Annotated in this window: 23 protein-coding genes; 21 read left to right on the top strand and 2 right to left on the bottom strand. The window is 37.5% G+C overall.

Translation table 11 applies throughout. The features are described 5' to 3' along the window. The first annotated feature begins 34 nt into the window (after positions 1-34). The 5 genes from tagD to HMPREF2810_RS11615 all read left to right on the top strand — a co-directional run bounded on the left by tagD (position 35) and on the right by HMPREF2810_RS11615 (position 3,296). On the top strand, positions 35-445 hold the full coding sequence (gene tagD, locus HMPREF2810_RS11635) for a glycerol-3-phosphate cytidylyltransferase (protein ID WP_002382153.1): 411 nt from the start codon (positions 35-37) through the stop codon (positions 443-445). 140 nt (positions 446-585) lie between these two features. Continuing rightward, positions 586-1,647 (top strand): WxLIP family cell surface protein, encoded by a 1,062-nt coding sequence (locus HMPREF2810_RS11630; protein ID WP_002382154.1) that lies wholly within the window; start codon positions 586-588, stop codon positions 1,645-1,647. Beyond that, the gene (locus tag HMPREF2810_RS11625) at positions 1,640-1,852 is read left to right on the top strand and encodes a hypothetical protein (RefSeq protein WP_002382156.1); all 213 of its coding nucleotides are present in this window, start codon (positions 1,640-1,642) and stop codon (positions 1,850-1,852) included. Before HMPREF2810_RS11630 ends, HMPREF2810_RS11625 begins: the two co-directional genes overlap by 8 nt. Positions 1,853-2,078: 226 nt before the next feature. Continuing rightward, positions 2,079-2,957 (top strand): fructokinase ScrK, encoded by an 879-nt coding sequence (gene scrK / locus HMPREF2810_RS11620; RefSeq protein WP_002361643.1) that lies wholly within the window; start codon positions 2,079-2,081, stop codon positions 2,955-2,957. Between the two features lie 90 nt (positions 2,958-3,047). Beyond that, complete coding sequence (locus HMPREF2810_RS11615) at positions 3,048-3,296, top strand: YtxH domain-containing protein (protein WP_002357962.1); 249 nt, start codon at positions 3,048-3,050, stop codon at positions 3,294-3,296. 57 nt (positions 3,297-3,353) lie between these two features. Here HMPREF2810_RS11615 and nfsA read toward each other — a convergent pair whose 3' ends face one another. Both nfsA and HMPREF2810_RS11605 read right to left on the bottom strand, forming a co-directional pair. Continuing rightward, positions 3,354-4,088 (bottom strand): oxygen-insensitive NADPH nitroreductase, encoded by a 735-nt coding sequence (nfsA, locus tag HMPREF2810_RS11610; RefSeq protein WP_002382158.1) that lies wholly within the window; start codon positions 4,086-4,088, stop codon positions 3,354-3,356. Positions 4,089-4,171: 83 nt separating this feature from the next. Further along, positions 4,172-4,630: an S-ribosylhomocysteine lyase gene (locus HMPREF2810_RS11605; protein ID WP_002357960.1), complete on the bottom strand. Its 459-nt coding sequence runs from the start codon at positions 4,628-4,630 to the stop codon at positions 4,172-4,174. Positions 4,631-4,836: 206 nt separating this feature from the next. Here HMPREF2810_RS11605 and HMPREF2810_RS11600 point away from each other — a divergent pair, with 206 nt between their 5' ends. From HMPREF2810_RS11600 to HMPREF2810_RS11525, 16 genes are all read left to right on the top strand, one after another. After that, positions 4,837-5,904 (top strand): aspartate-semialdehyde dehydrogenase, encoded by a 1,068-nt coding sequence (locus tag HMPREF2810_RS11600; RefSeq protein ID WP_002382160.1) that lies wholly within the window; start codon positions 4,837-4,839, stop codon positions 5,902-5,904. Positions 5,905-5,937: 33 nt separating this feature from the next. After that, the gene (gene dapA, locus HMPREF2810_RS11595; protein WP_002382163.1) at positions 5,938-6,810 is read left to right on the top strand and encodes a 4-hydroxy-tetrahydrodipicolinate synthase; all 873 of its coding nucleotides are present in this window, start codon (positions 5,938-5,940) and stop codon (positions 6,808-6,810) included. 30 nt (positions 6,811-6,840) lie between these two features. Continuing rightward, entirely contained in the window at positions 6,841-8,529 is a 1,689-nt protein-coding gene (locus HMPREF2810_RS11590; RefSeq protein ID WP_002382164.1) for a ribonuclease J, read from the top strand. 124 nt (positions 8,530-8,653) lie between these two features. Further along, positions 8,654-10,036 (top strand): bifunctional metallophosphatase/5'-nucleotidase, encoded by a 1,383-nt coding sequence (locus HMPREF2810_RS11585; protein ID WP_002382165.1) that lies wholly within the window; start codon positions 8,654-8,656, stop codon positions 10,034-10,036. A gap of 34 nt (positions 10,037-10,070) precedes the next feature. After that, on the top strand, positions 10,071-10,712 hold the full coding sequence (locus HMPREF2810_RS11580) for a YutD family protein (RefSeq protein WP_002382166.1): 642 nt from the start codon (positions 10,071-10,073) through the stop codon (positions 10,710-10,712). Positions 10,713-10,717: 5 nt separating this feature from the next. After that, positions 10,718-11,488, top strand: coding sequence for a TIGR01457 family HAD-type hydrolase (locus HMPREF2810_RS11575; protein WP_002366490.1), 771 nt, complete (start codon positions 10,718-10,720; stop codon positions 11,486-11,488). Continuing rightward, positions 11,476-12,129 (top strand): TIGR01906 family membrane protein, encoded by a 654-nt coding sequence (locus HMPREF2810_RS11570; RefSeq protein ID WP_002382167.1) that lies wholly within the window; start codon positions 11,476-11,478, stop codon positions 12,127-12,129. The genes HMPREF2810_RS11575 and HMPREF2810_RS11570 overlap by 13 nt, the downstream gene beginning before the upstream one ends. Positions 12,130-12,255: 126 nt before the next feature. Then, entirely contained in the window at positions 12,256-12,825 is a 570-nt protein-coding gene (locus tag HMPREF2810_RS11565; protein ID WP_002361647.1) for a DUF1836 domain-containing protein, read from the top strand. After that, positions 12,818-13,678 (top strand): DegV family protein, encoded by an 861-nt coding sequence (locus HMPREF2810_RS11560; RefSeq protein WP_002357950.1) that lies wholly within the window; start codon positions 12,818-12,820, stop codon positions 13,676-13,678. The genes HMPREF2810_RS11565 and HMPREF2810_RS11560 overlap by 8 nt, the downstream gene beginning before the upstream one ends. A 117-nt stretch (positions 13,679-13,795) precedes the next feature. Further along, positions 13,796-14,497 carry an MIP/aquaporin family protein gene (locus tag HMPREF2810_RS11555; protein ID WP_002382168.1) on the top strand — a complete coding sequence of 234 codons (702 nt, stop codon included), beginning with the start codon at positions 13,796-13,798 and terminating at the stop codon, positions 14,495-14,497. A gap of 173 nt (positions 14,498-14,670) precedes the next feature. Continuing rightward, entirely contained in the window at positions 14,671-15,375 is a 705-nt protein-coding gene (yycF, locus tag HMPREF2810_RS11550) for a response regulator YycF (RefSeq protein ID WP_002357947.1), read from the top strand. A 6-nt stretch (positions 15,376-15,381) separates the two neighbouring features. Beyond that, positions 15,382-17,211, top strand: coding sequence for a cell wall metabolism sensor histidine kinase WalK (gene walK / locus HMPREF2810_RS11545; protein WP_002357946.1), 1,830 nt, complete (start codon positions 15,382-15,384; stop codon positions 17,209-17,211). Next, positions 17,208-18,518, top strand: a complete 1,311-nt coding sequence (locus HMPREF2810_RS11540) for a YycH family regulatory protein (protein ID WP_002382169.1) — start codon at positions 17,208-17,210, stop codon at positions 18,516-18,518. The genes walK and HMPREF2810_RS11540 overlap by 4 nt, the downstream gene beginning before the upstream one ends. After that, on the top strand, positions 18,518-19,372 hold the full coding sequence (locus HMPREF2810_RS11535; protein WP_002365516.1) for a two-component system regulatory protein YycI: 855 nt from the start codon (positions 18,518-18,520) through the stop codon (positions 19,370-19,372). Before HMPREF2810_RS11540 ends, HMPREF2810_RS11535 begins: the two co-directional genes overlap by 1 nt. 56 nt (positions 19,373-19,428) lie before the next feature. After that, positions 19,429-20,235: an MBL fold metallo-hydrolase gene (locus HMPREF2810_RS11530; protein WP_002357943.1), complete on the top strand. Its 807-nt coding sequence runs from the start codon at positions 19,429-19,431 to the stop codon at positions 20,233-20,235. 210 nt (positions 20,236-20,445) lie between these two features. Continuing rightward, positions 20,446-21,360: a permease gene (locus HMPREF2810_RS11525; RefSeq protein ID WP_002357942.1), complete on the top strand. Its 915-nt coding sequence runs from the start codon at positions 20,446-20,448 to the stop codon at positions 21,358-21,360. Positions 21,361-21,369: the final 9 nt, after the last annotated feature.

Raw genomic sequence — 21,369 nt, 5'->3', positions numbered from 1 at the left:
AATTGATAATTAACGAAGAAATATCAAAGTACAAATGGAGGTTTTTATGAAAAAAATACTTACTTACGGCACATTTGACCTCCTGCACTATGGTCATATTAATTTGTTGAAAAAAGCGAAACAACAAGGGGATTACCTGATTGTTGGACTTTCAACAGATGCTTTTAATTTAGAAAAAAAGAAACAAAGTTATTTTTCATATGAAAAACGTAAACAATTATTAGAGGCAATTCGTTATGTTGATTTAGTTATTCCTGAAACTAGTTGGAAGCAAAAAGTTTCCGATATTGCTGAATTTAAAATTGATACGTTAGTCATGGGCGACGATTGGCAAGGGGCTTTTGATTTTCTAGAAGTTGAAACAACTGCAAAGGTTCTTTATTTGCCACGAACGCCAGAAGTATCAACCACACAGATAAAAAAAGAATTATATTATAATGAATGATAAAAAAGTCTCCTTGGTATTTTTCAAGGAGACTTTTTTTCAAGATTATCCTTCCCAAAGGTCAAAGATTGATCATCATTGTTTCGCTGATTTGTTAGACTAGTAAGTACATTCAGCTTTATAAAGGAGATCTTGAAGAAATGAGTAGAAAAAAAGTCGGTGTTTTCTGTCTATTTCTGTTTTTTACATTTTTTATTATTGTTCCAAAAGTAGAAGCTACAGAAGAAATGAAGACTAAATTTACAGTAACGCCTGTTTTACCAGAAAATCAAGTGTCAGGAACATCTAGTTATTATGATTTAATTCTGGCACCAAAGCAATCTTCCACTATTGTCTTAGACATAAAAAATAAGACAGACGAAAAATTGTCCATCGTATTGACTCTAGCAAATGCATCAACAAATGATAATGGGTTGATTGTGTACAATGATTTTGATAAACCACTTGATTCATCGTTAAAGGTTCCGCTGACAGACTTAGTTACTTTAGAAAATGAGGAAGTGAGTGTGCCGCCTCATCAAACAGTATCAGCAAAGATGAAGGTGAAGGGACTTGATCAGCCTATCAAAGGAGTTGTTTTAGGCGGGGTTTACGCGCATCTCAAAGATGAAAAAGAGGAAGAGACCCAAACAACGGGCTTAACTAGTCGCTACGGGTTTAATGTTGCGATTGCCATGAGGAGTGCTGAGAATGCTCCTTTAACAGAAGTGAACCAACTGAAATTAACGAAAGTAACACCTACAATTGCTTTAGGGGCCAAATCACTAAAGGCGGTCATTCAAAATCCGTATGCTGCTATTTTTCCAGAAGTTCGTTTAGAAGGTCAAGTGATAAAAAAAGGATCCTCTAAAAAAATTGCACAACGGACACTAAAAAATGTTCGTTTTGCCCCAAATAGTTCCATGAATTTTCATCTTGATTTGGGTAAACAACCGCTAGATGCTGGGACTTATATATTTACAGGACGTGCTATTTTACAACAAGATGAACAACAGTCTTGGCCTTTTCAACAAGAATTTACGATTAACACTCGTGAAGCAAAAAAATTGAATCAAGAAGCTACGGTCAAATGGGTCCTACCCACATGGTGGTTACCGACTTTCTACACATTGTTAGTAATCACAATTGGGGCAATTTGTAGTGTCATTTGGCGCAATAATTATCAAAAAACAAGCGAAAAGGAGAGTGAGAATAATGGCTAGTTGGTTTTGGTTGTCTGGCGGTTTAGCGGTCATTTGTTTTATGTTTTTCCTCTTTTCTTTGCTGACTAGTATGAGTTTTATTCAGCATGCAAAAGAACCCAGAAGTATTCTAAAAGAAACGCTTTTAAGTTGGTTAATGCTTTTACTTAGTGGTGGCTGGATTGCAATCGGACTATTGTTATATTTTTCGCTAAAGAATCAATAAACAAAAAACGAGCATTCATTGTTAGATAACCGTGAATGCTCGTTTTTTTGTTTTAGGAAAATGCTCTTTAGCAACTTGCCAGATTTCATTGGGCAACCTGACTGAAATTGTTAAATTGTTCTGTCGAAACGACAAAAAAATGGTAAACTAAACGTGTATGTTAGTTATTTAATCAAAAGTAATGTATCCGCTTACTTATAAAATGGAAACGAAGGAGCATATTGCAATGACAGAAAAACTTTTAGGAAGTATCGAAGCCGGTGGCACAAAATTTGTATGTGGCGTTGGGACAGATGATTTGACCATCGTAGAACGTGTCAGTTTTCCCACAACAACCCCAGAAGAAACAATGAAAAAAGTAATAGAATTTTTCCAACAATATCCTTTAAAAGCGATTGGGATTGGTTCGTTTGGTCCGATTGATATTCACGTTGATTCTCCTACGTATGGTTATATCACTTCTACACCAAAATTAGCTTGGCGTAACTTTGACTTGTTAGGAACTATGAAACAACATTTTGATGTGCCAATGGCTTGGACAACGGATGTGAATGCTGCGGCATATGGTGAGTATGTTGCTGGAAATGGGCAACATACATCTAGTTGTGTATATTATACAATTGGAACTGGTGTTGGCGCTGGAGCGATTCAAAACGGTGAGTTTATTGAAGGCTTTAGCCACCCAGAAATGGGGCATGCGTTAGTCCGTCGTCATCCTGAAGATACGTATGCAGGAAATTGTCCTTATCATGGAGATTGTTTAGAAGGGATTGCAGCAGGACCAGCAGTTGAAGGTCGTTCTGGTAAAAAAGGACATTTATTGGAAGAGGATCATAAAACTTGGGAACTAGAAGCTTATTATTTAGCGCAAGCGGCGTACAATACGACTTTATTATTAGCGCCAGAAGTGATCATTTTAGGCGGCGGCGTCATGAAACAACGTCATTTGATGCCGAAAGTTCGTGAAAAATTTGCTGAATTAGTCAATGGATATGTGGAAACACCGCCTTTAGAAAAATACTTGGTGACGCCTCTTTTAGAAGATAATCCAGGAACAATTGGTTGCTTTGCCTTGGCAAAAAAAGCTTTAATGGCTCAAAAATAACCATTTATTCGTAGTTCATGCATTATATTTGAAGGAAATGGCTAAGAATGATACTCTTATTATGTAATTAATTATTTAGGAGGGATTAGCATGGCAGATTTAAAAGGACGTTTTGACGATGCAAAAGATAAAGTAGAAGGTACTGCAAAAGAAGCGCAAGGCAAAGTTACGGATGATAAAGGCAAAGAACTTGAAGGAAAAGCTCAATCAACCTTTGCTGACGTAAAAGACAAAGCACGTGATGCCGGCGACGACCTTAAAGAAGGCGCTGAAAAATTAACTGATAAAGTTAAAGAAGGCTTTGAAGACTTAAAAGACAAATTTAGTAAAGATAAATAAAAATTAACAAAAGAGCGTGGGCTTACGTTGAAATAACGTAGGCCCACGCTCTTTTGTTTAGACATCAAATCCTTGCTTCTGTAAAAATGTTTTTACTTCTGGGCGACGATTATAAGAAAAATAGGATAAAGACTTCTGTGACCAATCCGCTGTTTGGGCGTTACTTGAGCGGCTGGCGTAGTAATCTTTTAATAACTCATCGTACGCGTGCATATCTGTCAATTTGTCTGATTGGTAGTGATTTTCGCTTAAAATATTTTCAAAAGGCATCCGTGGTTTTACACCATTTAACGTTTCTGGTACACCAATCGTTAATCCAAAAAGTGGTACCGTTAATTCAGGCAAAGATAAGCGTTTGGCTACTGTGTCTAAGTCATTTCGAATGCCGCCAATATAACAAATCCCTAAATCCATAGATTCAGCCGCAATGGCCATGTTTTGCGCAGCAATCGTTGTATCAACGGCAGCTACTAATAATGATTCTGGTGTCTTTAGGGGTTCTAACGATTGCCCCTCTTTTGACAAAATCGTTGCATGACGATACAAATCAGCAACAAAAACATAGAACACACCAGTGTTAACGACATAGTCTTCACAATTCGCTAAACGTCCCAATTCTCTGCGTAGCTCAAGATCTTTGATTTCTATAATTGTATAAGCTTGTAAAAAATTGGAGCTTGACCCTGCTTGAGCTGCAGTAATTAACTGTTGTTTCTGCTTGTCCGTTAACGCTTGCTTTTTAAAATGACGAACGGAACGGTGACTTAGTAATTGTTCGATTGTTTGATTCATAAAAAACCTCCGTTTAAATTAAGAAAGAGAACAGAAAAACCCACAGCTTAATAGTGGGTTTCTCTGTCGTTAATTGCTAAAGATTACAGAATACGTTCAAATGGATCTAAACTAATTCCTTGGTCTAAGACAATTTTTGCATATTCTTTCGCTGCAAATAAAGAATGATCTTTGTAGTTTCCACACTCTTTTGCAGAGACTGCTGGAACAACTTCTGTATTGATTACTTTGTTTAAAACGTTGACTAATGCATCACGGATTTCTTGTGGTGAATGTTGATCCCACATAATCATATAAAAACCAGTGCGGCAACCCATTGGCGAAATGTCAATGATTCCTTTTAATTCATCACGCATGTTAACTGCTAATAAATGTTCCAACGTGTGTAATGCGCCTGTTGGTAGGGCATCTTTGTTTGGTTGTAAGAAACGTAAGTCATATTTTTCGACTAACGCATCACCATTTTGTTCTGTGCCAGCAAGGCGAACATATGGTGCTTTTACTGTGTTGTGATCTAATTCAAAACTTTCTACGCGTGCCATGAAATTTCGCTCCCTTTATAATTAAATTCGTTTTAACTATAACAAATTTAAGTCAAAAGTCAATGGATAGTCCTTTGATGGGTAATAGTTTTAAAATATCATGGGAAAATAAAAAAATCATTTTTTTGACTATGTAGGTTTTTTCAATACTATGGTAAAATAGGACAAGTAGCTTTTACAAGAAGGTAAGAGGGGAGTATGAAAATATGGGAAAAGAATATCATGTTGCCGTGGTAGGAGCAACAGGTGCTGTCGGGACAAGAATGATTGAATTGTTAGCAGAAACAAGTTTGCCAATTGCCAGTGTGAGGTTATTGGCGTCTAAGCGTTCTGCTGGACAAGAGATTCAGTTTAAAGGACAACCTCTTATCGTGGAAGAATTAGTCCCGGAATCATTTGAAGGAATCGATTTAGCATTATTTAGTGCTGGTGGGGGTATTTCCGAAAAGTTTGCACCAGAAGCAGTTAAGCGCGGAGCTGTCGTTGTTGACAACACTAGCCATTTTAGAATGGCAAAAGATGTTCCTTTAGTTGTTCCAGAAGTGAATCCGGAAGCCTTGAAAAATCATCAGGGAATTATCGCAAATCCCAATTGTTCTACGATTCAAATGATGGTGGCCTTGGAACCGATTCGGCAAGCGTTTGGCTTAGAACGAATCATCGTTTCAACGTATCAAGCTGTGAGTGGCGCAGGTATCCGTGCAATTAATGAGCTAAAAGAACAAGCCGAAGATTTTTTAGAGGGAAAACCTGTCAGCGAATGGTCAGCTGAAATTTTGCCAGCTAGCAGTGACAAAAAACATTATCCAATTGCTTTTAATGCGTTACCTCAAATCGATGTTTTTTCAGAAGCAGGGTATACCTACGAAGAATGGAAAATGATGAATGAAACAAAAAAAATCATGGGAGACAATAAGCTAAAAGTTGTTGCCACCTGTGTCCGTATTCCGGTAATTTCAGGACATTCTGAATCTGTTTATATAGAAGTGAAACAAGCAGATGCATCGGTTTCAGCCATCCAAGAATTAATGGCGCAAGCTCCAGGTGTAATTTTGCAAGATGAGCCAAGTGAACAACTATATCCACAAGCGCTAAATAGCGTCAACCAGAAAGAAACATTTGTCGGCCGTATTCGTCAAGACGTTGACGTGAAGAACGGTTTCCATTTATGGATTGTGTCAGACAACCTATTAAAAGGAGCTGCTTGGAACTCGGTCCAAATTGCTGAAACGCTACACGAAATGAATTTGCTTCGTGTACCTGAAAACGACTAGAAGGTTTGTATTGTATACTCGGGAGGGAATAGGATGGATTTAACGAATGCAACAATTATTACGGCAATGGTTACGCCGTTTCAAGAATCGGGAGAAATAGATTTTGATAAACTACCGCAATTGGTAGACTATTTATTGGCCAATCATACAGAAGGCGTTATTTTAGCAGGAACAACTGGTGAATCACCCACGTTGACTCATGAAGAAGAATTACAATTATTCCAGCGAATTATTGAACTGATCGATGGACGTATTCCGATTATTTGTGGTGTAGGTACGAATGATACACGTGACTCTGTCGCTTTTGTGAAAGAGTTAGCGACAATCGCTGGTATCGATGCTGTTTTGGCGGTTGTTCCTTATTATAATAAACCAAATCAAGAAGGTATGTATCAACATTTTAAAACCATCGCAGAAGCAAGTGAACTGCCAATTATTTTGTATAATGTTCCTGGTAGAACGGCTGCATGTCTAGAAGTGGAAACTACTTTGCGCTTAGCACAATTGGAAAAAATTGTGGCGATTAAAGAATGTGCAGGGTTAGATGCAATTACTGAGTTGATTGAAAGAGCGCCAAAAGACTTTCTAGTGTATACTGGAGAAGACGGGTTGGCTTTTGCCACCAAGGCACTTGGCGGACAAGGGGTTATTTCGGTAGCCAGTCATGTCTTCGGTTCGTCAATGTATGAGATGTATCAAGCGCTGGATCAGGGGAACTTGCCGGAAGCGGCTAAAATTCAACGACAGTTATTACCAAAAATGAACGCGTTGTTTTCAGTGCCTTCGCCGGCACCCGTGAAAGCGGCCTTAAATCATTTAGGTATTCCTGTTGGAAATTTACGGTTACCTCTAGTTGCTTGTACACCAGAAGAAGAGCAAAGAATTATTCGCACGTTAGAGATTTAAAGAACGTGTAATCATAGAGAGGTGAAAAGAGTGAGTACAATAAAAATCGTTCCATTAGGCGGCGTTCGTGAAAATGGAAAAAATATGTACGTTGCTGAAGTGGAAGATGAAATTTTTGTACTGGATTGTGGATTACAATATCCAGAGAACGAACTTTTAGGAATTGACGTCGTCATTCCGGATTTTACGTATTTAGAAGAAAATAGTGAACGAATTGCAGGGGTCTTTTTAACACATGGCCATGCAGATGCAATTGGGGCCTTACCGTATTTGCTTTCAAAAATTCAAGTGCCTGTTTTTGGGACAGAATTAACGATTGAACTAGCAAAACTAAGTGTCAACAGTCATGCGGAAACGAAGAAATTTAAAGATTTCCATGTGATTGACCCGCATACAGAAATTGATTTTGGTCAAGCAACGGTGAGCTTCTTTAAAACAACGCACACCATTCCAGATTCGATTGGCGTTAGTATCAAAACAAAAGAAGGCAACATTGTTTATACTGGTGATTTTAAATTTGATCAAAGTGCGATTGAGATGTATCAAACCGATTACGGCCGCTTAGCTGAAATTGGGAAAGAAGGCGTCTTGGCGCTACTTAGTGATTCATCAAATGCTGAAAACCCAGCCCAAGTTGCATCCGAAGCCCAAATCGCTGATGAAGTGTTCGACACGATTCGCTATTGGGAAGGACGAATCATCGTGGCATGTGTGGCAAGTAATTTGCAACGGGTCCAACAAGTATTGAATGCAGCGGATCGTTCTGGTCGTAAAGTCGTTTTGACAGGCCAAGATTTTGAACGGATTATTCGGACGGCGATGAAATTGGAAAAATTACAATTGCCAAGCGAAGATCTATTAGTGAAACCAAAAGAAATGAAAAAATATGCACCCGAACAGTTATTAATTTTAGAAACAGGCCGAATGGGAGAACCGATTAAGTCACTTCAAAAAATGGCTAATAATACACATGGTGTCGTTCGAATTGAAGAAGGCGATTTAGTTTATATTACGACAACGCCGACAACGGCCATGGAAACAACGGTTGCTAAAACAGAGGATATTGTCTATCGGGCCGGTGCTACGGTGAAGCAAATTTCCGACAATTTACGTGTGTCTGGTCACGCTAATCCGAATGACTTGCAATTGATGTTGAACTTAATGAAACCAAAATATTTCATTCCTGTCCAAGGTGAATACCGCCAGTTAGCTGCGCATGCGGACTTAGCACACGAAATTGGCATGCCTTATAAAGATATCTTTATTACAGGTCGTGGGGACATTCTAGAGTATACAAAAGGTAAAATGTCGGTAGCTGGCAGCACAACGGCCGAAAATATTATGATTGACGGGATTGGTGTCGGCGATATTGGTAATATCGTTTTACGGGATCGTCGTATTCTTTCCGAAGATGGTATTTTTGTGGCTGTCGTGACAATTAATCGCCGAGAAAAACGAATTGTTTCACCAGCTAAAATTACTTCTAGAGGTTTTGTTTACGTTAAAACAAGTAAAGACCTAATGAAAGAAAGTAGCAATATTGTTACAGAAATTGTTGAAAAGCATTTAGAAAGTGACGATTTTGAATGGAGCAAACTGAAACAAGAAATCCGCGAAAATTTAAGCCGTTATTTATTTGAACAAACCAAACGTCGTCCTGTGATCTTACCAGTTATCATGGAAGCGACGCAACGCAAGCGTCCCAAAAATAACGCATAGTTCGTCCTGATAAAAGCAGGTGATTTTAGGAGAAATTCTTCTAAAGTCATCTGTTCTTTTTTGTAACTTTCTTCTATAAATATGGTACTATTAATCAGAGCGCTGAATAAAGGAGGCGATTTTAGTGGAAGAGATTGTGTTGTTCCATACCAATGATCTTCATTCTCACTTTGAAAATTGGCCCAAAATACGGCGTCTGGTTAAAGCCAAACGTTCGCTGTACCAAAAAGAGGGCAAAACAGTCGTAACCATTGATTTAGGTGACTTTTCAGATCGGTGTCATCCTTTGACCGAAGCAACAGATGGTCGAGCAAATGTAGCTATAATGAATACATTAGCGTATGACCTGGTTACAATTGGAAATAATGAAGGAATCGGCAATTCAAAGAAACAATTAGAGCATTTATATGATCAGGCAACATTTGAAGTGGTCTTAGCTAATTTAGAAGACCCAAAAACCCAAACGTTACCAGATTTTTGTCAAGCATATAAAATTATGACAACTAAAGAAGGCACAAAGTTAGGGTTTATTGGCTTAACCGCACCATTTCCTTTAACGTATAATCCTAATGGCTGGACAATCAAACAAGTGGAAACAGTCCTTCCTCAACTGATTACAGAAGTTGCGCCTCAATGTGATGTTCTCATTTTGCTTAGTCACTTGGGGATAGATACTGATTTTATGATTGCGGCGAATTATCCTGAAATTCAAGTGATCTTAGGTTCCCATACACATCATTTATTTAAAGATGGTGAAAAAATTAATCATGTACAACTAGCAGCTGCTGGCAAATATGGACAGTATATGGGTGAAGTGCATCTGTTTGTGGATGCCGACACGAAGCAAGTTACAAGTTATGCGAAAACCATTGAAACAGCAAGTTTAGAAGAGCAAGCAACTGATGCCAAGGAAATTGCGGGTTACTTAACGGAAGGTCATCGACTATTGCAAGCGCAGCAAATTGCACAAATCCCTGAAACCTTGTCAACGGACTTACGGCAACCGTATGCCTTTATAACTGTTGCCTTGAAGGCGTTAAAAGAAGCGGGACAGACCGAAGCGGCTGTGTTAAACAACGGGTTATTTTTAGCAGATTTACCAGAAGGAATAATCAATGCAGACCAATTACATGAGGCTTTGCCTCATCCAATGCACTTAATCAAGGTTACCTTGAAAGGGTCAGACATGAGCCGTTTGATTCGTGAAATGGAAAAAAGTCGTCAATTTCTGCGGAAATTTCCGATTCGCGGGATGGGCTTCCGCGGAAAAATTTTTGGCGAATTATGTTATGATGGGATTCGTTTTGAGCGAAATAGCCAGACCGTTTTTTGGCAAGGGAAACCTATTCAGCCAGAGCAGAAGTATACGTTGACAACAGTGGATCACTTTCAATTTGTTCCGTTTTTCCCAACGATTGAGTTAGTTGGAGAAGTCGAATTTTTATTTCCAGACGTTTTAAGAACTGTCGTGGCGAACTATCTGCATGCCCACTATCCAATCAAATAAAAACAAGGTATAATAAAAACTAGGTGGTGAAAAAATGACAGACAAAAAGACAACCGAAAAAAAAGAAACAGAAACAGAAACAGAAACTGCTGCAACCTTTACAGAAGAACTAACAGCAGTTCTTGAAGAAATAAAAGAAGAACCTGTAAAAGAAAAGAAAAAAGGGGAAATTGTCACCATTGTGAATGAAACAGATATTCAAATTGGTGAAAGAGAGTACCGAATTGTTAAAAATCATCGTGATGCCTTTGATCCTGAACGCTTAGGTGAACGGTTTAGTGAAGTATTAGCGCGTTATGATTATATCGTAGGAGACTGGGGCTATGAACAGTTACGCTTGCGTGGCTTTTTTGATACTTCTAATCGTCGGGCAGCGCCGGATCAACGCATTGATACACTAGAAGACTATTTGTATGAATATTGTAATTTTGGCTGTGCCTATTTTGTAATTGAACGAACAGGGGAACGTAAAGAAAAAACAACGCATCGTCGTCGTCGCCATAAAAAAAATAATCGTTCTAACGCGTTTGTCGAGGAAAAGAGTGCGCCCGCTAATAAAAATAGCAAGCCAGTGATTCGTACGCGAAAAGAAGAAAATAAAAAAACGACTACACCCAAACAGCCTAGTCCCAAAAAATCTGGCAAAGGCTTTACGATTCGTCAACGTGAGGAGTAAACAGAGTGAAAAAAGACTATCAAGGATATTTAATTGATTTAGATGGAACGATTTATTTAGGAAAAGAACCAATTCCAGCCGGAAAACGTTTTGTCGAGCAGTTACAGGAAAAAGATTTGCCTTTTTTATTTGTAACGAATAATACCACTAAATCTCCTGAAACAGTGGCACAACGTTTAGCAAATGAATTTGATATTCATGTTCCAGCATCCCTTGTTTATACAGCGACTTTAGCGACGATTGATTACATGAAAGAAGCCAATCGGGGCAAGAAAGTCTTTGTCATCGGCGAGGCTGGTTTAATTGACTTAATTTTAGAAGCAGGTTTTGAATGGGATGAAACAAATCCTGATTATGTTGTCGTGGGACTTGATACAGAATTATCTTACGAAAAAGTGGTTTTAGCTACCTTAGCCATTCAAAAAGGGGCGTTGTTTATTGGGACCAATCCAGATAAGAACATTCCGACAGAAAGAGGCTTATTACCTGGTGCAGGTTCAGTTGTGACGTTTGTGGAGACAGCTACTCAAACAAAACCAGTTTATATTGGCAAACCAAAAGCGATTATCATGGAACGAGCCATTGCGCATTTAGGCGTGGAAAAAGAGCAAGTGATTATGGTTGGAGATAATTATGAAACCGATATTCAATCAGGGATTCAAAATGGTATTGATAGCTTGTTAGTTACATCAGGTTTTACCCCTAAGTCAGCTGTTCCAACTTTGCCAACGCCACCAACCTATGTTGTTGATTCCTTAGATGAATGGACTTTTTGAGTATGATGAGGTCGAAATTGCGTTTAAGGGAAACACTTGGACTCATTTGTTTGTTTTTAACGATTGTGGCTTTAAGTATCACGATCACGATTAATTTTCGTCCATTGTATCTTTTTGATATCCAACACTTAAATATTTTAAAAGACGTAGAGGTTGATCGTGTGACCTTGATTAAAAATTACGATCATTTAATGATGTACTTAAACAATCCTTTTGAAAAAACATTAGTATTTCCTGACTTTCCAATGTCTGATAGCGCGGCTTTTCATTTTTATGAAGTGAAAAAATTGTTTTTATTGTGCTATGGCGTATTACTAGTTACGTTGTTGCCTAGTGTCCTTTATTTAAAATATTTGGTGAAAAATCAGCGTTTATGGACATTGATACGGCCATTTCAGTGGGGAATGTTTTTGCCTGTGCTTTTTGGCTTTTTCATGCTGATTGGCTTTGATCAATTTTTTATTGCGTTTCATGGATTATTTTTTAACAACGATGCTTGGTTATTTAATCCGCTGACTGATCCGATTATCAATGCCTTACCTGAAGCCTACTTTATGCATTGTTTTATCTTGTTTTTTGTTTTATTAGAAGGCCTGTTTTTGATAGGTATTTTAATCGGAAAACGTTCTTTAAAAAAATAAAGAGAGAAAAGTGAACAATTCCAAAATTGCTCGCTTTTCTTTTTTATTCAATCTAGTTTTAAAAACTAGATTGAATAATTGTCAAAAGTATGATATTCTTTTTTAGAAATGGTTAGGAGGGTTTTTATGGACGAGATAGAAAAATCACTACAAGATTGGGGCCAACAATTGGAAAATGTTCATTTGCCAAGATGGCATGAGTTACCAGATATTGAATTATATATGGATCAAGTGATTACTCTGATAGAAAAATACTTATCCCCATTGATTACACTGGAAAAACATACTTTGTTAACGTCCTCAATGGTTAATAATTATGTCAAACACGGGTTAATCCCGGCCCCAGTGAAAAAGCGCTACAATCAAAAGCATTTAGCGTTTTTAATTGCGATTACGTTGTTGAAACAAGTGTTAACATTGCCAGAAATTAAGCAAGGCATTTTATTCCAAGGAGCTACGGTTGGTATTCGTGAAGCGTACAATTTATTTTGTCAAGAACAGGAACGAGCGATTTATGTGATTGCTGCTCAAGCGCAAGAAAAAGAAGTTCAGGCCAAATCACAAGAACCTATGGGGATTGAATATTTGGCTGTAAAAGCAGCGACAATGTCTTTTGCTACTAAAATGTTTAGTGAAAAAGTGATTGAATTGGAACAAGAATACTTAAAAGAAATGGATGAGATGACACATGAATAAAGAAAAGATCGCACTACTGGTTGATTCTGGGACAGATGTTCCAGAGGCATTAGTCAAACAATACGGCATGTATGTCTTGCCCTTACAGATTATTTATCCTGAAAAAACCTATACAGATAAGGTAGATATTACACCAGAAGAAGTGTATCAACGTTTAGAGAAAGAAATCCCTAGTACTTCATTACCAGATGGCGCAACAATCCAAGCTATTTTTGACAAAATTAAAGAAGCGGGTTACGAAAAAGTCTTAGCGGTGACCATTTCTAGTGGTTTAAGTGGAACGTATAATGTGGTTCGCTTGCTTGGAGAACAAACCGAAGGACTAGATGTATTTGTTTTAGATACAAAGAACATTGGTATCGGGGCTGGCATTCAAGCGATTCGAGCAGCAGAATTAATTGAAACAGGATTAGGCTGGCAAGAATTACAACAAAAATTAACAGAAGAAGTAGCCAACGCAAAAGTATTTTTTAATGTAGCCACTTTAGAATATCTACAAAAAGGTGGACGAATTGGTTTAGTCACTTCTATTTTAGGGAATGCGCTAAAATTAAACCCTATTATTTCTTGTAATGAAGAAGGCATTTATTATACGGTGGCTAAGTCTCGTGGCCGTAAAAAAAGTCTTGATAAAACGTTTGAGTTGGTGACGAACTTTATAGGTGAAGCGCCCCGTTTTCGTTTGGCAGTTGCTCACGGTGCGGCAGAGGAAGAAGCAAAAGCAATGATGGAACGCTTGAAAGCGGCTTTTCCACAAGCAGAAGAAATTTACTTTGGAACGATTAGTCCGGCATTAGTTGTTCATACAGGACCAGGACTTTTAGGTGTTGGCATACAGTTATTAAATGATTAATTAAATGAAAAATCCTCTCAAATTTTTTTGAGGGGATTTTTCATTTAAGATTTCTCTTTTTCATAGAAATATCATTTTACTGGAAAAACAACGAAAATTATATTGAAAATTTCACGAATGTGTTACAATTCATCTACAAAGGGGGAATTTTTTGTGAAAAAAGCAATAGCAGAATGTTTAGGAACATTTATTCTTGTCTTTTTTGGGACAGGAACAGCCGTTCTAGGAAATGGTATGGAAGGGATTGGAACAACGGGGATTGCCTTAGCATTTGGCTTAACAATCGTTGCTGCTGCCTATAGTATTGGCACAATTTCAGGTGCACATCTAAATCCAGCTGTTTCTTTAGGAATGTGGCTTAATAAACGAATAACAACTATGGAACTAATCTACTATGTAGTGGGACAAATTGTTGGTGGCTTGATTGCCTCATTTGCATTATTAAGCATTCTAAAAGGTGCTGGTAAAAGTATTGAGAACTTAGGTCAAAATGGCGTAGGGGAATTAAGTGTTGCTGGTGCATTGACAGTCGAAATTATTTTAACATTTATTTTTGTTTTAGTTGTCATGACAGTTACAAGTGCTAAGAAAGGCAATGCTTCATTAGCAGGAATCGTAATTGGGTTAACACTAACAATGATTCACTTAGTCGGTATTCCTTTGACAGGAACTTCTGTCAACCCAGCTCGTAGCATCGCGCCAGCCGTTTTTGCGGGTGGTTCAGCATTATCTGAGTTGTGGATTTTTATCGTTGCGCCATTAATTGGTGGATTATTAGCCGCTCTTGTAGCAAAATTCGTCTTAGATACGGAAGAATAGATTAGCGGAAGAAGAATCTTTGATAACAAGCGTCAATTGTTGTCAGAGATTCTTTTTTTGTTATACTAGGAGAACCTGAAGGCGCATTTTTAGCTAAAGATGAAAACATCATCAAAATAAGGTATAATAGGAAAGTATCAAATAAGATTAGAAGGAAAAAGAGGTGTCTCTTTGTGAAGAAAATTTTAGTAGTTGATGACGAGAAGCCAATTTCAGAGATCGTTAAATATAATTTGGTTAAAGAAGGATATGAAGTATTTACTGCTTATGATGGAGAAGAAGCACTTGAAAAAGTGGAAGAAGTGGAACCAGACTTAATTATTTTAGACTTAATGCTCCCTAAAATGGATGGCTTAGAAGTCGCGCGAGAAGTGCGCAAAACACATGACATGCCAATCATTATGGTGACTGCCAAAGATTCTGAAATTGATAAGGTTTTAGGATTAGAATTAGGCGCTGATGACTATGTAACGAAACCATTTTCAAATCGTGAATTAGTTGCTCGTGTAAAAGCCAATTTACGGCGAGGTGCAACCAATGCGAAAGAAGCCGAGGTGACAACGCAATCTGAATTAACGATTGGTGATTTAACCATTCATCCTGATGCATACATGGTCTCAAAACGGGGTGAAAAAATTGAATTAACCCACCGTGAATTTGAGTTACTTTATTACTTAGCAAAACATATCGGACAAGTCATGACTCGTGAACATTTATTACAAACCGTTTGGGGTTATGATTATTTTGGGGATGTGCGGACAGTGGACGTAACCGTACGTCGTTTAAGAGAAAAAATTGAAGATAGTCCAAGTCATCCAACGTATTTAGTTACTCGTCGTGGGGTTGGTTATTATCTAAGAAATCCTGAACAGGAGTAATCAGGTATGAAGAAAAAAGTTCACTTTTTTCAATCTGTTAATTTTAAGATTGCTTTATCATTTATTCTGCTGTTACTGATTGCGATTCAAATCATTGGTGGCTATTTCATTCGTGAATTGGAAGCCACTACGATTTCCGATTTTAAGAAAAATATGGATTCTCAGGTTGTCCAATTGTCAAATACGTTAAGTACGCAGATGAGCAACAAAGATCTCGAACGTAGTGATGTTGATGCAAATTTAAAAAAAGCGTTATCGGATTTTTCAAATGCAGATATTTCTGAAGCGAGAATTGTCGATGATAAAGGGATTATTCGGGCAACCAATGATTTAAATCAACAAAATATTATTGGGAAAAAGAATGATTATCGTGATTTAAATGACTTTACGAGTAAAAAATATCAAGCTTTAGATAATGATAAACGCGTGTATGTGAATGTCCAGCCGATTCAATCGCCTACTGGAGAAACAGTGATTGGTGTCCTTTATGTGAAAAGTAATTTAGAAAATAAATACCAAGAAATTACCAACACAGCAAGTATCTTTTTCACTGCTTCTATTATTGCCGCAGCAATTTCGATTATTGTGACTTTACTGATTGCACGATCAATCACGAAGCCGATTGGTGAAATGCGCGAGCAAGCCATTCGAATCGCTCGTGGTGATTACGCTGGAAAAGTAGAAGTCCATGGAAAAGATGAATTAGGCCAATTAGCAGAAACATTTAATCAATTATCAGAACGGATTGAAGAAGCACAAGAAACAATGGAAGCAGAAAGAAATCGTTTAGATAGTGTCTTAACGCATATGACAGATGGTGTCATTGCGACGGATCGCCGCGGAAAGGTGATTACGATTAATGAAATGGCCCTTTCATTATTAAATGTAAAAAATGAAAATGTGATTGGGACCTCGTTATTAGAGTTGTTAGATATTGAAGAAGACTACACATTGCGGAAGCTGTTAGAAGAGCCAGATGAACTGCTGATTGATCGCTCAACGTCTGATCGTGAAGAAGACCAAATGATTATCCGGGTAGACTTTACGATGATTCGTCGGGAATCAGGATTTATTACTGGCTTAGTTTGCGTACTTCATGACGTCACAGAACAGGAAAAAAACGAACGGGAAAGACGGGAATTTGTTTCCAATGTTTCTCATGAGTTGCGAACGCCTTTGACAAGTATGCGTAGTTATATAGAGGCTTTGAGTGAAGGAGCTTGGGAAAACCCTGAGATTGCGCCGAATTTCTTAAAAGTCACGTTAGAAGAAACCGACCGGATGATTCGTATGATTAATGATTTGTTAAATTTATCTCGGATGGACTCTGGGAATACACATCTTCAATTAGAGTATGTGAATTTTAACGAATTGATTAATTTTGTCTTGGATCGCTTTGATATGATGATTGAAAATGAGCAAAAAAATTACAAAATTCGCCGTGAATTTACTAAACGCGATTTATGGGTAGAGTTAGATACAGACAAAGTAATTCAGGTTTTAGACAACATTTTGAACAATGCGATTAAGTATTCGCCAGATGGTGGCGTCATTACCTGCCGACTAGTTGAAACACATAATAATGTCGTCTTTAGTATCTCGGACCAAGGTTTGGGCATCCCTAAAAAAGATCTCGGGAAAGTCTTCGAGCGTTTTTATCGTGTGGATAAAGCACGTGCACGAGCACAAGGTGGGACTGGTTTAGGTTTAGCAATTTCTAAAGAAGTAATTCGGGCCCATAACGGGAGTATTTGGGTGGAAAGTACAGAAGGTGAAGGATCGACTTTCTATATTTCACTACCATATGAACCTTATGAAGAGGATTGGTGGGAATGATGAAATTATCAGAATGGATTACAAGAATTGGCTTGATTTTGATGGTCATTTTAAGTATATATTTTTCAGTCAATATCTGGCTGAATTCTGCCAAAAAAATACCAGAAATGAAGTCGGGAAGCCAAGTCACAACAGCTGTCAATGAAAAAGCCATTGGCGATGTCTATTTACCTTTGCAATTGATTCGAATAACTGATGGAAAAGCGATGCAAAGTAATCGTGAAACATTAATTAGTAATGTTCAAAATGATATTAAAATGGCTACGTTTGGTAAATTGACACAAGTTGTGACAAAAAATGCAGAGCAACTTAAGCGCTACAATCAAATGGACCAAGGTATTGAACTTCTTTATCAAGGTCCCTTTTTAATCTCGGACTATGCTTCGATTTATAATCTATCCATTAATTTTACTAACTTTAATGAGTTGACGGACCAGTATTTTACGAAAATTCAATTGGATTTTAACGAAAATAAGATACGTTTTTTAGATTATGACCAAGCCAACGTCTATGAAGCGCCCATGACTGTCAATAAGGCGCGCTTACTGGGAATTATCAATAAAGAGGGATTGCAATATCAAGACGTTTCCGAAAATACGCTAACCAAACAAGGGCAATGTTATTTAACCAATGATATGAAGTTGAAAAAGTACAGTTATATTTTAGCTTCGCAACCAGTTACTCGTTTTAGGAATGCTTTTTTCAATGAAACGGAAGATATTCAAACCAATGAAGACAGTCAAGATTTAACCTACACGAGTAAAGAAGAACGATTGTTTGCAGAAGAAAAACTGGGAAAAATCGATTTTAAAGGGACCTTGCCAGAAGAGAATAAACGGGACTCAATCTATAATCAAAGCTTTTCTTATGTAAAACGTTTAGGAACCAATATGGGGAATTTACGTTACTTTGATCGAACGAAAGATAGTGTCAATTATCGGACTTTTGTGGAAGGTTTCCCAGTGTTCAGTAATGATTTAAAAGGCCAAGTGGATATTCGCATCACGAACAACGATGGTGCTGCGCCAAGCGTAACCATTAACACAAGTGTGAATACAATCCAAGTGCCGATTCCTTCAGAAGAAGAAGTGACGCTGGAAAGCACGGAAAAATTGATTAAGCGTTTAGAAACGGCTGGTGCTAAAAAGGAAAAAATCCAATCGGCTGTTATCGGTTATACGTGGCAGACAATTGAAGAAGTCAAACAAGTCGTTGATTTAAGTCCGGAATGGTATGTCCTTTATAACAACAATTGGTACACTGCAACGGACTTGGTAAAACAATTACCAAGCTTGGAGGTGGGCTAATGGATTTTAAACGAATTGAGTGGATTTTCTTCTTAGCATTTTTAGGATTAAATATCTTTTTATTTGGAATTTATCGGGAAGGTCAACAAGAGGAGAGCAACGTCTCTTCTTCCAGCCAAACAGAATCGATTGAAAGTCGGTTGGAAAAAGATAACATCTCGTATAAAGGGACACTTTCTTCAGAACGATTGGAAGGCTATTATTTAAGTGGCGAACAAACCAATTTTTCTGCTGCTTTAAAAATCCAACGTGAAAAGAATAAAAACTTTTTGAGAAATGGGCTGCAAATTGCGGATAATACTTTAACGAGTGTGCCTAGTAAAAACTATTTTATTGATCCTAAGAAAATTGATAAAGATTTAAGTACCTTTTTAAATGAAAAAAATGCTTTATTATTCGGAGACGAATATCAATACTTACCAGAATTTTCTCATTTAAAAGAGCCGACGGCAGAAATTGTGGCTGCACAATCATATAAAGGAATTCCCTTTAGAGACGACACGGCAAAATTAAGTATTTTAGCAGATACGTCAGGTGAATTATGGAAAATTAGTAAATATTCGCAAACGCACATTGAAAATATTGAAGAGTTACGAGACAAAACGGATTTATATTCCAATCGTGATGCGATAGACACGCTCTATATGAATAACCGGATTCCTAGTAATTCCAAAATAACATTCATTAAATTGGCCTATTCAAGAATTTATAAAATTCGTGAGAAAAATGTATACGTTCCAGTCTGGTTTGTAGGAATTTCTACTGGTGAAGATTCAGTTGAAATTGAACAGGTGAATGCCGTAAGTAATACCATCATCACAAATAATACTGTGCCAAAGGTGGAAAAACATTAAGGTCCGTTGTATAATGAAACACGTTAATGTTGTAATGTAGAAGGGAAGAGTTTTAAATGGATTCAGAGTTTGCTTTTAATATCAGTGTTCTTGCCAGTGGCAGTACAGGCAATTCCCTTTTTATTGAAACCAACCAAAAGAAAGTATTAGTAGATGCGGGTTTAAGTGGCAAAAAAATCACTTCACTGTTAGCAGAAGTCAATCGCAAACCAGAAGATTTAGATGCGATTTTAGTTACACATGAACATCGGGATCACATTCACGGCGTTGGCGTGTTAGCGCGAAAATATAAGTTAGATGTCTATGCTAATGAAAAAACGTGGCAAGCGATGGATCCCATGATTGGCAAAGTCGATGTCGCTCAAAAACATATTTTTGAAATGGGCAAAGTTTTGACCTTGGGAGATATGGACATTGAAAGTTTTGGTGTCTCACATGATGCGATTGCGCCTCAATTTTATCGTTTTCATCGCAATAATCGTTCCTTTGTTGTTCTAACGGATACAGGTTATTGTAGCGATCATATTCGTGGTACGATTGAAAATGCAGATGCTTATTTAGTCGAAAGCAATCATGAAATTGAAATTTTGCGAGCAGGACCTTATCCATGGAGTCTTAAACAGCGGATTTTAGGAGATAAAGGCCATTTATCCAATGATGATGGTGCTCTTGTAATGGCGGATGTGTTAGGTGATAAAACAAAACGCATTTATTTAGGTCATCTTAGCAAAGAAAATAATACGAAACTTCATGCGCGAATGGCAATGGAGTCTACTTTGAAGCAAAAGGATTTAGGCGTCGGTGAAGCATTTAAGGTATATGATACAGACCCCGATTCAGCCTCAGAGTTATTTCAAATTTAGAATAATGGTGGTTTATCAGTTTTTGAGCGTGGAGCAAAAATCCAAAGTGATTTTTGTCCCATGCTCATTTTTTGTTCTTTTATCTAGTTGGTTTGACAGAGACATCGGTGATAATACTTTTAAACTCTTAGTTAATTTTTTGACAAATACTTGTGTTTATCTGGTGTTAGGAGTATAGTTAACTAGATTTTTACTAGTGGGAGGTCTATGATGTTTCAATTTTTACCAAACTCTGTTTTACAGATGAGCACTATTTTTCTTTCGATTATTATCGAAGCATTGCCTTTTGTCATGTTAGGTTGTTTGATTTCAGGCGCTTTACATGTTTTTTTAACACCAGAACGAGTAAAAAAAGTGTTACCTAAAAATAAATTTTTATCAATTTGTGTAGGGAGTTTCCTAGGGTTTTTCTTCCCTTCTTGTGAATGTGGGATCGTACCCATTGTGCATCAATTTGTTAAAAAAGATGTACCAACACATACCGCTTTTGCTTTTATGTTAACGGCACCAATCATTAATCCAATTGTGCTATTTTCAACATACGTAGCCTTTAGTGGCGCAACAAAATTTGTGATTTGGCGAGTTTTAGGCAGTATGATTGTCGCGTGGGTTATCGGCATTTGGTTAGCTTATTTTCGAAAAGAATCAATTTTAACAGAAAAAGAGTTGGCGCAGATTAAAGAAGAGCAGGTTGCTCATACGCATGAACACGTTGATGAAGCTCGTTCATTTTGGAAAAACGGCTGGTCAGCGTTAACCCATAGTATTGATGAATTTTTTGATACGGGTCGTTATTTAATTTTTGGTTCCTTGTTGGCAGCAATCATGCAAACCTATATTCCAACTGGTGCACTTATGCAACTGGGCCATTCAAAAATTTTAGCGATTCTAGTCATGCTAGTCATCGCTGCTACTTTATCACTTTGTTCAGAAGCAGATGCATTTATTGGTTCTTCTCTTTTGAGTTTGTTTGGCACAGGACCAATTGTCGCCTTCTTAGTTTTTGGTCCAATGGTAGATATTAAAAATTTATTGATGATGAAACGTTATTTTAAAATGTCATTCATTGTACAATTTGTTTTGATAGTGGCGCTTGTCGTAACTATTTATGCGGCAGTAGTTTAGAAAGGAGGC

Origin of the sequence: Enterococcus sp. HMSC078F03 (assembly GCF_001811595.1) — a bacterium.
In the GTDB taxonomy this organism is placed as follows: Bacteria; Bacillota; Bacilli; order Lactobacillales; family Enterococcaceae; genus Enterococcus; species Enterococcus faecalis.
Note: the sequence above shows the minus strand (reverse complement) of the source record. Positions and strands in the feature narration are given on the sequence as shown.